Origin of the sequence: Cupriavidus basilensis, assembly GCF_000876015.1 — a bacterium.
Classification (GTDB): domain Bacteria; phylum Pseudomonadota; class Gammaproteobacteria; order Burkholderiales; family Burkholderiaceae; genus Cupriavidus; species Cupriavidus basilensis_B.
In genome coordinates this window covers 372,499-387,183 of sequence record NZ_BBQM01000016.1, presented here as the reverse complement: position 1 = coordinate 387,183, position 14,685 = coordinate 372,499, and the positions used below count along the sequence as shown (strand labels likewise).

12 protein-coding genes are annotated in these 14,685 nt (G+C 68.1%); 11 read left to right on the top strand and 1 reads right to left on the bottom strand.

All coding sequences use genetic code 11. The features are described from left to right. The first annotated feature begins 10 nt into the window (after positions 1 to 10). From KF708C_RS18025 to KF708C_RS17980, 10 genes are all read left to right on the top strand, one after another. The gene (locus KF708C_RS18025; protein WP_059412813.1) at positions 11 to 1,189 is read left to right on the top strand and encodes a 1-deoxy-D-xylulose-5-phosphate reductoisomerase; all 1,179 of its coding nucleotides are present in this window, start codon (positions 11 to 13) and stop codon (positions 1,187 to 1,189) included. Between the two features lie 153 nt (positions 1,190 to 1,342). Then, positions 1,343 to 2,734: an RIP metalloprotease RseP gene (rseP, locus tag KF708C_RS18020; protein ID WP_059412812.1), complete on the top strand. Its 1,392-nt coding sequence runs from the start codon at positions 1,343 to 1,345 to the stop codon at positions 2,732 to 2,734. Positions 2,735 to 2,832: 98 nt separating this feature from the next. Then, positions 2,833 to 5,166, top strand: coding sequence for an outer membrane protein assembly factor BamA (gene bamA / locus KF708C_RS18015; RefSeq protein ID WP_231401630.1), 2,334 nt, complete (start codon positions 2,833 to 2,835; stop codon positions 5,164 to 5,166). 155 nt (positions 5,167 to 5,321) lie between these two features. Beyond that, on the top strand, positions 5,322 to 5,855 hold the full coding sequence (locus KF708C_RS18010) for an OmpH family outer membrane protein (protein WP_059412811.1): 534 nt from the start codon (positions 5,322 to 5,324) through the stop codon (positions 5,853 to 5,855). Positions 5,856 to 5,895: 40 nt separating this feature from the next. Beyond that, positions 5,896 to 6,999 carry a UDP-3-O-(3-hydroxymyristoyl)glucosamine N-acyltransferase gene (gene lpxD, locus KF708C_RS18005; RefSeq protein ID WP_020203936.1) on the top strand — a complete coding sequence of 368 codons (1,104 nt, stop codon included), beginning with the start codon at positions 5,896 to 5,898 and terminating at the stop codon, positions 6,997 to 6,999. Further along, positions 6,996 to 7,445 (top strand): 3-hydroxyacyl-ACP dehydratase FabZ, encoded by a 450-nt coding sequence (fabZ, locus tag KF708C_RS18000; protein WP_020203935.1) that lies wholly within the window; start codon positions 6,996 to 6,998, stop codon positions 7,443 to 7,445. The genes lpxD and fabZ overlap by 4 nt, the downstream gene beginning before the upstream one ends. A gap of 117 nt (positions 7,446 to 7,562) precedes the next feature. Further along, positions 7,563 to 8,366, top strand: coding sequence for an acyl-ACP--UDP-N-acetylglucosamine O-acyltransferase (gene lpxA / locus KF708C_RS17995; RefSeq protein WP_059412810.1), 804 nt, complete (start codon positions 7,563 to 7,565; stop codon positions 8,364 to 8,366). A gap of 14 nt (positions 8,367 to 8,380) precedes the next feature. Beyond that, positions 8,381 to 9,592 carry a lipid-A-disaccharide synthase gene (gene lpxB / locus KF708C_RS17990; protein ID WP_059412809.1) on the top strand — a complete coding sequence of 404 codons (1,212 nt, stop codon included), beginning with the start codon at positions 8,381 to 8,383 and terminating at the stop codon, positions 9,590 to 9,592. After that, the gene (rnhB, locus tag KF708C_RS17985) at positions 9,592 to 10,293 is read left to right on the top strand and encodes a ribonuclease HII (RefSeq protein WP_020203932.1); all 702 of its coding nucleotides are present in this window, start codon (positions 9,592 to 9,594) and stop codon (positions 10,291 to 10,293) included. Before lpxB ends, rnhB begins: the two co-directional genes overlap by 1 nt. Beyond that, positions 10,290 to 11,072, top strand: a complete 783-nt coding sequence (locus tag KF708C_RS17980) for a TrmH family RNA methyltransferase (RefSeq protein WP_059412808.1) — start codon at positions 10,290 to 10,292, stop codon at positions 11,070 to 11,072. The genes rnhB and KF708C_RS17980 overlap by 4 nt, the downstream gene beginning before the upstream one ends. A 21-nt stretch (positions 11,073 to 11,093) precedes the next feature. On the opposite strand, the gene ppsR is transcribed toward KF708C_RS17980, so the two are convergent. Next, positions 11,094 to 11,909: a posphoenolpyruvate synthetase regulatory kinase/phosphorylase PpsR gene (ppsR, locus tag KF708C_RS17975; protein ID WP_020203930.1), complete on the bottom strand. Its 816-nt coding sequence runs from the start codon at positions 11,907 to 11,909 to the stop codon at positions 11,094 to 11,096. 357 nt (positions 11,910 to 12,266) lie between these two features. Here ppsR and ppsA point away from each other — a divergent pair, with 357 nt between their 5' ends. Next, a complete protein-coding gene (gene ppsA, locus KF708C_RS17970) occupies positions 12,267 to 14,651 on the top strand; it encodes a phosphoenolpyruvate synthase (protein WP_059412807.1) in 2,385 nt (794 codons plus the stop codon). Positions 14,652 to 14,685 lie beyond the last annotated feature (34 nt).

Below are 14,685 nucleotides of genomic sequence, written 5' to 3'. Positions count from 1 at the left end.
TTGATCTGATATGCGTCGTATTACCGTCCTGGGTGCCACCGGCTCGATCGGGGACAGCACGCTTGATGTCATCAAGCGCCATCCCGAGCGCTACGCCGTGCATGCGCTGACGGCGCACCGGCAAGTGGACAAGCTGGCGGCCCTGTGCCGCGAGTTCCGTCCGGCGCATGCCGTGATGGGCACGGCCGAGGCCGCCGCCGCACTGCAGGCGCTGCTGCGCGCCGACGGCATCAAGACCGAGGTCGGCTACGGCGAGGCCGCGCTGGAGGCGGTGGCCACCGACGCCGCGGTGGACGCGGTGATGGCCGCCATCGTCGGCGCCGCCGGCCTGCGCCCGTCGCTGGCCGCCGCGCGCGCGGGCAAGCGCGTGCTGCTGGCCAACAAGGAAGCGCTGGTGATGTCCGGGCGCATCTTCATGGACGCCGTGCGCGAGCACGGCGCCACGCTGCTGCCGATCGACAGCGAGCACAACGCCATCTTCCAGTGCCTGCCGGCCGACGACCCGCGCTACCGCGCCGGCGTGGCCAAGGTGGTGCTGACCGCCTCGGGCGGGCCGTTCCGCACGCGCGACCCGGACTCGCTGCACGACATCACGCCCGACGAGGCCTGCGCCCACCCGAACTGGGTGATGGGCCGCAAGATCTCGGTGGACTCCGCCACCATGATGAACAAGGGCCTGGAGGTGATCGAGGCGCACTGGCTGTTCGGCGCGCCGGCCGAGCGCATCGAGGTGCTGATCCACCCGCAGAGCATCGTGCACTCGATGGTGTCGTATGCCGACGGCTCGGTGCTGGCGCAGCTCGGCAACCCCGACATGCGCACGCCGATCGCCTACGGCATGGCCTATCCCGAGCGCATCGACGCGGGCGTGTCGCCGCTGAACCTGGCCACCGCCGGCGCGCTCAGCTTCGAGATCCCGGACCTCGTGCGCTTCCCGTGCCTGGGCCTGGCGTTCGACGCGCTGCGCGCGGGCGGGCTGGCGCCGGCGGTGCTGAACGCGGCCAACGAGGTCGCGGTCGAGGCCTTCCTGCAGGGCCGGATCCGCTTCACCGACATCGCGCGCGTGGTCGCGGGCGTGCTCGAGCGCGCCCCGGGCGGCAATGCCGGCACGCTGGAAGCCGTGCTGGGCGCGGACCAGGACGCGCGCCGCCGCGCCGGCGAGCTGCTGGAAAACCGGGGCTCGTGCTGAGTTTGGCGGGGCTGCCGGCGGGATCGGCGACAATAGCGGCAAGCCGGCCGCCACCGGCCACCCGCCGCCGCCGGGCAGCGGGGTGCCGGGCCGGCGGCCCGGCGTATCCTTCACGCCATCGGGGCCCGCGCCCCTGACGACAAGCTGCCTGCCATGCAAACCGTAATCGCCTTTGTCGTTGCCCTGTGCATCCTGATCTATTTCCATGAAATGGGTCACTACCTGGCCGCGCGCCTGTGCGGCGTCAAGGTGCTGCGCTTCTCGATCGGCTTCGGCCGGCCGCTGCTGCGCTGGGTCTCCGGCAGCCGCGACCGCACCGAGTGGACCATCGCCGCGATCCCGCTGGGCGGCTACGTCAAGATGCTCGACGAGCGCGAGCGCGATCCCGCGCAGGACCCCGCCATCGACCCGGCCGACCTGCCGCGCGCGTTCAACCGCCAGCCGGTAGGCAAGCGCTTCATCATCGTGGCGGCCGGCCCGCTGGCCAATTTCGCGCTGGCGATCGTGCTGTATTTCGTGCTGTTCGCCGGCGGCATGCGCGAGCCGGCGCCGGTGGTGGCCGCGCCGCCGGCCGGCACGGCCGCGGCCCAGGCCGGGCTGCGCGAGGGCGACCGTGTGCTGTCGCTGCGGGCCAATGGCGAGACCGAGCAGGTGCGCTCCTGGAACGACCTGCGCATGGCGGTGTTCGCCCAGGGCTTCGGCGACGCCAGCGCGGTGCTGCGCGTGCGCGCGCCCGACGGCGCCGAGCGCGACCTCAGGCTGGCGCGGCTGCCCAACACCGGCGGCAATCCCGAGGAAGACCCGCTGGCCATCCTGGGCCTGGCGCTCAAGGGCGGCCCGGTGACGATCACCGAGGTGCTGCCCGATTCCGCCGCGCAGCGCGCCGGCCTGCGCAAGGACGACCGCGTGGTGGCCTGGCAGGGCGGCCCGCTGACCCAGGCCGGCGAGCTGATCCGCGGCGTGCGGGCCCGGCCCGGCGCCGAGGTGGTGCTCGGCATCGAGCGCGGCGGCCAGCGCCTGGACGTGCCGGTGAAGCTGGACGCGGTGGCGCCCCCGGACGGCGCCAGCGCCGGCGCGGCGGCCACCGGCAAGCTCGGCGCGGCGCTGAGCCAGTCGGTGGAAATGGAGACCGTGCGCTACCAGCCGGCCGAGGCCATCAGCCGCGCGGCGGGGCAGGTCTGGAGCACCAGCGCGCTGTCGCTCAAGCTGCTCGGCAAGATGCTGGTGGGGCAGGCTTCGCTGCAGAACCTGAGCGGTCCGCTGACCGTGGCGGACTACGCCGGGCGTGCCGCCCACCTCGGCTGGCAGCCCTTCGTCGGCTTCCTGGCGCTGGTCAGCGTCAGCCTCGGTGTGTTGAATTTGTTACCCATTCCGGTATTGGATGGGGGGCATTTGCTGTATTATTGCGTTGAATTTTTGACTGGCAGGCCCGTACCAGACCACTGGCAGGCTGTGCTGCAGAAGGTCGGCATCGCCTGCGTCTTGCTCCTGACTTCGCTCGCCTTGTTCAACGACGTCAGCCGGCTGTTTCTTGCGCGCGGCTAGACGCACGTTGCCGGCGGCGGTCCGCAGGTGTCACCGGCACCTCGCGCGCCGCATGCCGACAGGGCGCGGCCCCGTGAAGCATCGGAGCGCAATCCTGCATGGAATCAAAGAGGGGATCAAGATTGATCAGACATAAGCGCATCTCGCTGAGCGTGCTGGCGAGTGCCATCATCGCGGCCTGGACCCCCGTCGGTTGGGCCGCGGAGCCATTCGTGGTCAAGGACATCCGCGTCGAGGGCCTGCAGCGGGTCGAGCCCGGCACGGTGTTCGGCTACCTGCCGGTCAAGGTCGGCGAGACCTTCAGCGACGACAAGGGCGCGGAAGCGATTCGCGCGCTCTACAACACCGGCTTCTTCAAGGACGTCCAGATCCGCTCCGAAGACGGCGTGCTGGTGGTCCAGGTCGAGGAGCGCCCGGCCATTTCCCAGCTCGAGTTCGTCGGCATCAAGGAATTCGACAAGGACACCCTGCGCCGCTCGCTGCGCGCGGTCGGCGTGGCCGAGGCCCGGTACTACGACAAGGCGCTGATCGACAAGGCCGAGCAGGAGCTCAAGCGCCAGTACGTGGCGCGCGGCTACTACGCGGCCGACGTGCAGACCACGATCACCCCGGTGGACCGCAATCGCGTGTCGGTGGTGTTCAACGTGGACGAAGGCCCGGTCGCCAAGATCCGCCAGATCAATATCGTCGGCAACAAGGCTTTCAAGGAAAGCACGCTGCGCGACGAAATGCAGCTGTCGACGCCGAACTGGCTGTCCTGGTACACCAAGAACGACCTCTATTCCAAGCAGAAGCTCACCGCCGACCTGGAAGCGCTGCGCTCGTACTACCTGAACCGCGGCTACCTCGAGTTCGCCATCGAGTCCACCCAGGTCTCGATTACGCCGGACAAGAAGGACATCTTCCTGACGCTGAACATCAAGGAAGGCGAGCAGTACAAGGTGTCCGACGTGCGCCTGGCCGGCGAGCTGCTCGGCAAGCAGCCCGAGATGGAAAAGCTGCTCCAGCTCAAGAAGGGCGAGATCTTCTCGTCGGAGAAGCTGACCCAGAGCACCAAGGCCATCACCGACCTGCTGGGCACCTACGGCTACGCCTTCACCACCATCAACCCGCAGCCGGCGATCGACAAGGAAAAGCGCGAAGTCGCGCTGACCCTGCTGGTCGACCCGGGCCGCCGCGTCTACGTGCGCCGCGTCAACGTGGTGGGCAACAGCAAGACCCGCGACGAAGTGGTGCGCCGCGAGATGCGCCAGATGGAAAGTTCGTGGTTCGACAGCGAGAAGCTGACGCAGTCGCAGGCCCGCATCAACCGCACCGGTTACTTCACCGACACCAACATCACCACCGAGGACGTGCCCGGCGCGCCCGACCAGGTGGACGTGAACGTCAACGTGACCGAGAAGCCGACCGGCCAGATCAGCCTGGGCCTGGGCTTCTCCTCGACCGACAAGCTGGTGCTGCAGGCCGGCCTGCGCCAGGACAACGTGTTCGGCTCCGGCACCAGCCTGGGCCTGGACGTAAACACCGCCAAGTCCTTCCGCACCATCTCGCTGACGCAGTACGACCCGTATTTCACGGTGGACGGCATCAGCCGCTCGACCGACGTGTTCTACCGCACGTCCCGCCCGCTGTACTACACCGGCGACCAGGACTACAAGATCGTGTCGATGGGCGGCGGCTTCAAGTTCGGCGTGCCGTTCTCGGAAACCGACACCGTGTTCTTCGGCATCGGCTACGAGCGCTCGCAGGTGTACACCTCGCAGAACACGCCGAGCCAGTACACGGCGTGGCTGCAGAAGGTCGGCAAGAGCAGCGGCGACCCGATCAACAACTTCCCGTTCACGATCGGCTGGGCACGCGACCGCCGCGACAGCGCGCTGGTCCCGACCAAGGGCCCCTACACGCAGGCCAACCTCGAAGTGGGCGTGCCGGGCGGCGATACGCAGTACTACCGCGCCAGCGTCCAGCAGCAGTACTTCTACCCGCTGTCGAAGGCCTTCACGCTGGCCTTCAACGGCGAGGTCGCCTACGGCCACGGCTACGGCGCCACGCCGTTCCCGGTGTTCAAGAACTTCTACGCCGGCGGTATCGGCTCGGTGCGCGGCTACCAGACCAGCACGCTGGGCAAGAAGGACCAGAACGGCAACCCGGTGGGCGGCGCGTCCAAGATGATCGGCAACGTCGAGTTCATCTTCCCGCTGCCGGGCTCGGGCGTGGACCGCACGCTGCGCCTGTTCACCTTCTTCGACTTCGGCAACGTGTACGAGGAAGGCGCGCCGCTGCTGTTCAGCGAACTGAAGTATTCGACCGGCCTGGGCATGTCCTGGCTGTCGCCGATCGGTCCGCTCAAGGTCAGCGTGGGCTTCCCGCTGAAGAAGTCCACGGACGACCAGGTGCAGCGCTTCCAGTTCCAGATCGGTACCGCGTTCTGACGGCGGACGGAACCAGAGCACGGCGGACATCGAATAGCGGGTAGCAGGCAGCGGACAGCAGATTGCGGCAAGACCGGGAAGGCCGGCAAAGACCGGAAGACCGGAAGTTCGACAAGACAGGATAGAGAGAGCCAAGAGGATTGAGGATCCGATTCATGAAAACAGCATTCCCACTGATCAAGAGCCTGGCCACGGCCGCGCTGGCCGCCGGCACGCTGCTGGCCGCCGCCCCGGCGATGGCGCAGGAAGCCCGCATCGCGGCGGTCAACTCCGAACGCATCCTGCGCGACTCGGTGCCCGCCAAGCAGGCCCAGGTCAAGCTGGAGCAGGAATTCTCCAAGCGCGACCGCGACCTGCAGGACATGGCGCAGAAGATCAAGGGCATCGCCGACAAGCTCGACAAGGACACCGCCGTGCTGGCCGATGCCGACCGCCAGCGCCGCCAGCGCGAGGTGGCCGACCTCGACCGCGAATTCCAGCGCAAGCAGCGTGAATTCCGCGAAGACCTGAACCAGCGCCGCAACGAGGAACTGGCCCAGGTGCTCGAGCGCGCCAACCGCGTGATCCGCCAGCTCGCCGAGCAGCGCAAGTACGACCTGATCGTGCAGGAAGCGGTCTACGTCAATCCTCGCATCGACATTACCGACGATGTGATGAAGGCGCTCAACAGCGCCGCCGCCAGCAAGTAAGCTGGCTGCCCGTTTTACCGCCGCTCCAGGAAGTACTGCCATGCAAACACCCACACTGGGTCAGCTCGCCACCGATACCGGCGCGCAGGTTGTGGGTGATCCCGACCTGGCCGTGCACGGTCTCGCGCCGCTCGACCAGGCCGGCCCCGGCCAGCTCTCGTTCCTCTCCAACCCGCTCTACCTGGCGCAGGCGCTGGCCTCGCGGGCCGGCGCCGTGATCGTCTCGGCCGCCGACCTCGAGCGCATCCGCGCCGAAGGCCAGGCCGACGGCCGCAACTGGCTGGTCGCGCGCAATCCCTACGTGTGCTTCGCCCGCATCGCGCAGGGCTTCGAGCGCCGCGCCAACACCGACCACCGCACCGGCATCGACCCGCGCGCCAGCGTGGCGGCCGACGCGGTGGTGCCGCCGTCGTGCTTCATCGGCCCCAACGTGGTGATCGAGAGCGGCGCGCGGCTGGGCGAGCGCGTGCGCATCCTGGCCAACGGTTTCGTCGGTGCCGGCGCGCAGATCGGCGACGACACGCTGATCTACGCCAACGTCTCGGTCTACCACCAGTGCGTGGTCGGTATGCGCTGCATACTGCACAGCGGCGTGGTGCTGGGCGCCGACGGCTTCGGCTTCGCGCCCGACATCGGCCCGGCCGGCGTCGAGTACGTCAAGATTCCCCAGACCGGCCGCGCGGTGCTCGGCAACGACGTGGAGGTCGGCGCCAACACCGCGATCGACCGCGGCGCGATGGCCGACACCGTGGTCGAGGACGGCTGCAAGCTCGACAACCAGGTGCAGATCGCCCATAACGTCAGGGTGGGCGCGCATACTGTGATCGCGGGTTGCGCGGCCATCGCCGGCAGCACCAAGGTGGGCCGTTTCTGCGTGATCGGCGGTTCGGCCAATTTTGCCGGCCACCTGAACATCGCGGACCGCACCACGGTGTCCGGCGGCACGTCGATCACCAAATCCATTACCAAGCCCGGCGGCCATTTCACCAGCGTGTTCCCGTTCCTGCCGCACGGCGACTGGGAGCGCAACGCGGCCATCGTGCGCGGGCTCACCAAGTTGCGCGAGCGCGTGGTGCAGCTCGAGAAACGCCTGCGTGGCCAAGCCGGCAATCCTACACAGCATACCGAAGAGAAATCATCATGACCGCAGCCGACATCGATATCCAGAAGATCCTCAAGCTGCTGCCGCATCGCTACCCGTTCCTGCTGGTGGACCGCGTGCTCGAGCTCGAGCCGCAGAAGCGCATCAAGACGCTCAAGAACGTCACGATCAACGAACCCTATTTCCAGGGCCATTTCCCCGGCCATCCCGTGATGCCGGGCGTGATGATCCTGGAGGCGCTGGCGCAGTCGGCCGGCCTGCTGACCTTCGGCGCCGAGATGGAGCGCAAGGAAGGCGCGCTGTACTACTTCGTCGGCATCGACGGCGCCCGCTTCAAGCAGGTGGTGACGCCGGGCGACCAGTTGCACATGAACGTGTCGGTGGAGCGCTACATCCGCGGCATCTGGAAGTTCAAGGCGTTCGCCACCGTGGACGACAAGGTGGCTTGCGAAGCTGAGCTGATGTGTACCGTCAAGCAGGCCGAGTGATCGCGCCTCGCCGGGGCGCCCGCGCCCCGGCAGCGCGCGCCGTCCGGCGCCGCCGGGCAGTCCCGGCACCGGCCTTGACCGTTCCATCTCTCCCACTCAGACCATAGGACAGGACGCATGACGCAAATCCATCCCAGCGCACTGGTCGACCCCAAGGCCGAGCTCGCCACCGACGTGACCGTCGGGCCGTTCTCGATCATTGGTCCCAACGTGCGTCTCGGCAGCGGCACCCAGGTGGGCGCGCACACCACCATCGAAGGCCACACCACGGTGGGCGCGGACAATCGCATCGGGCCGTATGCCTCGGTAGGCGGCATGCCGCAGGACATGAAGTACCGCAACGAGCCGACCCGGCTCGAGATCGGCGACCGCAACACCATCCGCGAATTCACCACCATCCACACCGGCACGGTGCAGGACCGCGGCGTGACCAGCATCGGCGACGACAACTGGATCATGGCCTACGTGCATATCGCGCACGACTGCCGCGTGGGCAACCACACGGTGTTCTCGAGCAACGCGCAGATCGCCGGCCACGTGCAGGTGGGCGACTGGGCCATCCTCGGCGGCATGAGCGGCGTGCACCAGTTCGTGCGCATCGGCGCCCATGCCATGCTGGGCGGCGCCTCGGCGCTGGTGCAGGACCTGCCGCCGTTCGTGATCGCCGCCGGCGACAAGGGCGGCAACAAGGCCACGCCGCACGGCATCAATGTCGAAGGCATGCGCCGCCGCGGCTTCGACGCCGCGCAGATCGCCGCGCTGCGCCAGGCCTACAAGGTGCTCTACAAGTCGGACCTGAGCTTCGAGGCCGCGCGCGGCGAGATCGCGCAACTGATCGCCCAGTCGGACGGCAGCGCCAGCACGCCGCTGCAGGGCTTCCTCGACTTCATTGCCGCCACCCAGCGCGGCATCGTGCGCTGAAGCCGCACCACGCCATGGTCGACGGTGTCCTGCCGGCCCCGGACGGCGCGCCGCGCGCAGCAGGCGCGGCGGATGCGCGCGGCACCATCGCGATGGTGGCCGGCGAGAATTCCGGCGACCTGCTGGCTTCGCTGCTGATGGGCGGCCTGAAGGCGCGCCTGGCCGACACCGTGCGCTACGCCGGCATCGGCGGCGCGCGCATGATGGCGCAGGGGTTCGAGTCGCAGTGGCCGATGGACACGCTGTCGGTCAACGGCTACGTGGAGGTGCTGGGCTCGCTGCGCGAGATCCTGGCCACGCGCCGCGCCATCCGCGAGTCGCTGCTGGCAAGGCCGCCGCTGTGCTTCATCGGCGTCGACGCGCCCGATTTCAACTTCGGCCTGGAAGTGCCGCTGCGCCGCGCCGGCATTCCCGTGGTGCACTTCGTCAGCCCCTCGATCTGGGCCTGGCGCGGCGGGCGCATCCGCACCATCGCGCGCGCGGTGGACCACATCCTGTGCCTGTTCCCGTTCGAGCCCGAGATCTACACGCGGGCCGGCATTCCCGCGACCTACGTCGGCCACCCGCTGGCCGACGTGATCCCGATGGTGCCGGACAGCGAGGGCGCGCGCGCCCGGCTCGGCCTGCCGGCCGGCAGCCGCGTGGTGGCGGTGCTGCCGGGCAGCCGGCAGTCCGAGGTGCGCAACCTCGGCCCGACCTTCTTCGGCGCGATGGCGCGCATGCACAGCATGGACGGCAACCTCGTCTTCGTGCTGCCCGCGGCCAGCCCCGCGCTGCGCGAGGCCGTGGAAAACCTGCACCGGCAGCATCCGCAGATCCCGCTGACCATCGTCGACGGCCAGTCGCACCTGGCGATGGAGGCGGCCGACGTGATCCTGCTGGCCAGCGGCACCGCCACGCTGGAGGCGGCGCTGTACAAGAAGCCGATGGTGATCTCCTACAAGGTGCCCTGGCTGACCGCGCAGATCATGAAGCGACAGGGCTATTTGCCCTACGTGGGCCTGCCCAACATCCTGTCGGGGCGCTTCGTCGTGCCCGAGCTGCTGCAGGACGACGCCACGCCCGAGGCGCTGGCGCGCGAGACGCTGCTGCAGCTCAACGACGAAGGCAATACCGCGTTCCTGCGCGAACATTTCACCCAGATGCACCAGACGCTCAAGCGCAATACCGCCGAGATCGCCTCGGCCGTGGTCGCGGACCTGATCCGCCAGCGGAGGGGCGTGTAATGGCGCGCCGCAAGACGACCCCGGACGAGGCCCAGCTCGGCTTCGAGCTGACCGCCAGCGCGGCCCGCGCGCGCTGCCTGTGCGGCGTGGACGAGGCGGGCAGGGGACCGCTGGCCGGCCCGGTCTATGCCGCGGCGGTGGTGCTCGACCCGGCACGGCCCATCAAGGGCCTGGCCGATTCCAAGGTGCTGACCGCGCGCCGCCGCGAGGTGCTGTTCGACGAGATCCGCGAGCGCGCGCTGGGCTGGCACATCGCCTTCGCCACGGTGGAAGAGATCGACACCATCAACATCCTGCACGCCACCATGCTGGCCATGCAGCGCGCGGTGCACGGGCTGGCCGACGCCGGGCTGGAGCCGGACCTAGTGCAGGTCGACGGCAACCGCTGCCCGCAGGTGCGCTTCGCGGTGGAGGCCATCGTCAAGGGCGATGCCAAGGTGCAGGCGATCTCGGCCGCGTCGATCCTGGCCAAGGTGGCGCGCGACCGCGAACTGCTGACGCTGCATGCCGCGTACCCGCAGTACGGCTTCGACGCGCACGCCGGCTACGGCACGCCGCAGCACCTCGCCGCGCTGGCCGAGTTCGGCGCCACGCCGCACCACCGGCGCTCGTTCGCGCCGGTGCGCGAGGCGATCGCGCTCGGGCGCATCGCGCCGGCGCCCGTGCCGGCAAGGGGCGCATCGGCGGAGCAGGCATCGTGAAGCACGTCACCTCGCGCGAGAACGCGCTGTTCAAGCACCTGAAGGCGCTGACCACCTCGACGCATGCGCGCCGCAAGGCGGGCCAGTCCGTGCTCGACGGCGTGCACCTGGCGCAGGCCTACCTGGCCGCGCTGGGCCAGCCGGTGCAATGCGTGGTGTCGGAGCGGCACTACGACCACGCCGAGGTGGCGCCGCTGCTGGCGCAGATCGCCTCCGAGCGCGTGGTGCTGCTGTCCGACGCGCTGTTCGCGCAGGTCGCCGGCGTGGTCAACGGCATCGACCTGATGCTGGTGATCGAGACTCCGTCCGGGCACCTGCCGTCGCGCATCGACACCGACTGCATCATCCTCGACGGCGTGCAGGATGCCGGCAACGTCGGCTCGATCCTGCGCAGCGCCGCCGCGGCCGGCATCGGCCATGCGTTCCTCGTCACCGGCAGCGCCTTCGCGTGGTCCACCAAGACCCTGCGCGCTGCGATGGGCGCCAATTTCCACCTCAACATCGTCGAGCACTGCACCTTCGACATGCTGGCGCCGCGCCTGGTGGTGCCGCTGCTGGCGACTTCCTCGCATGCGCAGGCGGACGTGTTCGACACTGACCTGCGCGCGCCGGTCGCGTGGGTGGTCGGCAACGAGGGCAGCGGCGTGAGCCGCGAGTGGATGGAGCGGGTCGACCGCACCGTGGGCATCCCGCAGCCCGGCGGCCTAGAGTCGCTCAACGTGGCGGCGGCCACGGCCATCTGCCTGTTCGAGGCGGTGCGGCAGCGGCGAGCGGGCTGACGGGCGCCGGCGCGCCGCGCCTCAATAATTGCTGTCCCGCTCCACCTTGATCTCCTGCAGGATCGTGGTGGCGATCTCCTCGATCGACTTGTGGGTGGAGGACAGCCACTTGATGCCTTCGCGGCGCATCATGCCCTCGGCTTCGTTGACCTCGTAGCGGCAGTTCTCCAGCGCGGCGTATTTGCTGCCGGGGCGGCGCTCGTTGCGGATCTCGGCCAGGCGCTGCGGGTTGATCGACAGGCCGAAGATCTTCTGCTTGAACTGGTACAGCGCGGTGGGCAGCTTGCCGCGCTCGAAGTCGTCGGGGATCAGCGGGTAGTTGGCGGCCTTGAGCCCGTACTGCATCGCCAGGTAGAGGCTGGTCGGGGTCTTGCCGCTGCGCGACACGCCGACCAGGATCACGTCGGCCTCGGCCAGGTTCTTGTGCGACTGGCCGTCGTCGTGCGCGAGCGAGAAATTGATCGCCTCGATGCGGTTCTGGTAGGCCTCGGTGTCGGCGTTCTGGTGGAAGCGGCCGATGGCGTGCGTGGACTTCAGTCCCAGTTCCTTTTCCAGCGGCTCGATGAAGGTCTGGAACATGTCCAGGATCATGGCCTTGGCGCGGCGGATCGCCTTGTTCGACTCCTGGTTGACCAGGGTGGTGAAGACGATGGGCGGCACGCCCTCGGCGTAGAAGGCCTCGTTGATCTTGCCGACCGCGATATGTGCCTTCTCCGGGGTGTCGACGAACGGCATGCGCACCTTGCGGAAACGCATCTCGAACTGTGCCAGGATGGAGTGGCTGAAGGTTTCCGCGGTGATGCCGGTGCCGTCCGAGACGATGAAAACGGTGCGCACGGCGGGGCGCTCCTCGTTGCGCGGTACCTGGGGTTGCAGCGGCTCAAGGGGCGCGGCGGGAGCGGCGGGCTGGGACATGTATGGACAATTTTTTTGAAACCGTGCGCCGCGAAAGTGCGGTGCGGCACGGTAGAATAGCGGCGATCTTTTCGCTAAGCAATTCCGCCAACGCTGTCGGGAGAACGATCCGGCCCCGGATTGTCGACAATGTGCGCTGCAGCAATCACGGTCGAACTCCGGTCCCCACCAGCGTGGGAATGCGCGGGACTGTTTAGCCAAGCGATCCGTCCGGTAGCAGAACTCCAACAAGATTCCGGGCGTCAGCAACAAGTTTCTTACTTTGTTTTTGAGGCTTTTATGAACAACCCGGCAATTGACGGCGCCTACGTGCTGCCGTTCGAGCAGTTGCGCAAGGAAGATGTGGAAACCGTGGGGGGCAAGAACTCGTCGCTCGGCGAGATGATCTCCCAGCTGGCCGAGGCCGGCGTGCGCGTTCCCGGCGGCTTTGCGACCACCTCGCTCGCGTTCCGCGACTTCCTCACCCACAACAACCTGACCCAGCGCATCTCCGAGCGCCTCAAGGCGCTCGACGTCGACGACGTCAAGGCGCTGGCCGAGGCCGGCGCCGAGATCCGCGACTGGGTCGCCAAGGCCCCGTTCCAGCCCCGCCTCGAGCAGGAAATCCGCGAGTTCTACGCGCGCGCGGCCGAGCGCGAAGGCGCCGAGGCCTCGTTCGCGGTGCGCTCGTCGGCCACCGCCGAAGACCTGCCCGACGCCTCGTTCGCCGGCCAGCAGGAGTCCTACCTCAACGTCAGCGGCATCGACGACGTGCTGGACAAGATCCGCCACGTGTTCGCCTCGCTGTACAACGACCGCGCCATCTCCTACCGCGTGCACAAGGGCTTCGCCCATGACGTGGTGGCGCTGTCGGCCGGCGTGCAGCGCATGGTGCGCTCGGACGTGGGCGCCTCGGGCGTGATGTTCACCATCGACACCGAGTCCGGCTTCCAGGAAGTGGTCTTCATCACCTCCAGCTACGGCCTCGGCGAAACGGTGGTGCAGGGCGCGGTCAACCCGGACGAGTTCTACGTCTTCAAGCCGACGCTGCAGGCCGGCAAGTACCCGATCATCCGCCGCTCGATCGGCTCCAAGCTGATCAAGATGGAATTCACCGCGCCCGGCGAAGCCGGCCGCGTGAAGACCGTGGACGTGCCCATCGAGCTGCGCAACCGCTACTCGATCACCGATGCCGACGTGGCCGAGCTGGCCAAGTACGCCGTCATCATCGAGAAGCACTACGGCCGCCCGATGGACATCGAATGGGGTAAGGACGGCCGCGACGGCAAGATCTACATCCTGCAGGCGCGCCCCGAGACCGTGAAGAGCCAGTCCGTCGGCAAGGCCGAGCAGCGCTTCAAGCTCAAGGGCACCGCGCCCGTGCTGACCAGCGGCCGCGCGATCGGCCAGAAGATCGGCACCGGCCGCGTGCGCGTGATTAACGACCCGGCCGAGATGGAGCGCGTGCAGCCCGGCGACGTGCTGGTCGCCGACATGACCGATCCCAACTGGGAGCCGGTGATGAAGCGCGCCGCCGCCATCGTCACCAACCGCGGCGGCCGCACCTGCCACGCCGCCATCATCGCGCGCGAGCTGGGCGTGCCGGCCGTGGTCGGCTGCGGCGACGCCACCGACCTGCTCAAGGACGGCACGCTGGTCACGGTGTCGTGCGCCGAGGGCGACGAAGGCCGCATCTACGACGGCCTGCTCGAGACCGAAGTCACCGAAGTGCAGCGCGGCGAAATGCCGGAGATCGACGTCAAGATCATGATGAACGTCGGCAACCCGCAACTGGCCTTCGACTTCTGCCAGATCCCGAACCAGGGCGTGGGCCTGGCGCGCCTCGAATTCATCATCAACAACAACATCGGCGTCCACCCGAAGGCCATCCTCGACTATCCGCAGGTCGACGCCGACCTGAAGAAGGCCGTGGAAAGCGTGGCCCGCGGCCACGCCAGCCCGCGCGCGTTCTACGTGGACAAGCTGGCCGAAGGCATCGCCACCATCGGCGCGGCGTTCTATCCGAAGCCCGTGATCGTGCGCCTGTCGGACTTCAAGTCCAACGAGTACAAGAAGCTGATCGGCGGCTCGCGCTACGAGCCGGACGAGGAAAACCCGATGCTGGGCTTCCGCGGCGCCTCGCGCTACATCGCCGACGACTTCGCCGAAGCGTTCGAGATGGAATGCAAGGCCATGAAGCGCGTGCGCGACGACATGGGCCTGACCAACGTCGAGATCATGGTGCCGTTCGTGCGCACGCTCGGCCAGGCCGAGAAGGTCATCGAGCTGCTGGCCAAGCACGGCCTGAAGCGCGGCGAGAACGGCCTGCGCATCATCATGATGTGCGAAGTGCCGTCCAATGCCATCCTGGCCGAGGAATTCCTGCAGTTCTTCGACGGCTTCTCGATCGGCTCGAACGACCTGACCCAGCTCACGCTGGGCCTGGACCGCGACTCCGGCATGGAGCTGCTGGCCAAGGACTTCGACGAGCGCGACCCGGCCGTCAAGTTCATGCTGTCGCGCGCGATCTCCACGGCGCTGCGCCTGGACAAGTACGTCGGCATCTGCGGCCAGGGCCCTTCGGACCACCCGGACTTCGCCGCGTGGCTGGCCAAGGAAGGCATCAAGTCGATCTCGCTGAATCCCGACTCGGTGATCGATACGTGGAAGCAACTGGCTTCCTGAGGCATTTGACGTCACAATAGCGGTACACCGGCCC

Excerpts from the sequence above, each read along its gene's own strand:
- lpxB (WP_059412809.1), top strand. The coding sequence starts at position 8,381 with ATGGTCGACGGTGTCCTGCCGGCCCCGGACGGCGCGCCGCGCGCAGCA.
- rnhB (WP_020203932.1), top strand. The coding sequence starts at position 9,592 with ATGGCGCGCCGCAAGACGACCCCGGACGAGGCCCAGCTCGGCTTCGAG.
- lpxD (WP_020203936.1), top strand. The coding sequence starts at position 5,896 with ATGCAAACACCCACACTGGGTCAGCTCGCCACCGATACCGGCGCGCAG.
- rseP (WP_059412812.1), top strand. The coding sequence starts at position 1,343 with ATGCAAACCGTAATCGCCTTTGTCGTTGCCCTGTGCATCCTGATCTAT.
- lpxA (WP_059412810.1), top strand. The coding sequence starts at position 7,563 with ATGACGCAAATCCATCCCAGCGCACTGGTCGACCCCAAGGCCGAGCTC.
- bamA (WP_231401630.1), top strand. The coding sequence starts at position 2,833 with ATGGAATCAAAGAGGGGATCAAGATTGATCAGACATAAGCGCATCTCG.
- KF708C_RS18025 (WP_059412813.1), top strand. The coding sequence starts at position 11 with ATGCGTCGTATTACCGTCCTGGGTGCCACCGGCTCGATCGGGGACAGC.
- fabZ (WP_020203935.1), top strand. The coding sequence starts at position 6,996 with ATGACCGCAGCCGACATCGATATCCAGAAGATCCTCAAGCTGCTGCCG.
- KF708C_RS18010 (WP_059412811.1), top strand. The coding sequence starts at position 5,322 with ATGAAAACAGCATTCCCACTGATCAAGAGCCTGGCCACGGCCGCGCTG.
- ppsA (WP_059412807.1), top strand. The coding sequence starts at position 12,267 with ATGAACAACCCGGCAATTGACGGCGCCTACGTGCTGCCGTTCGAGCAG.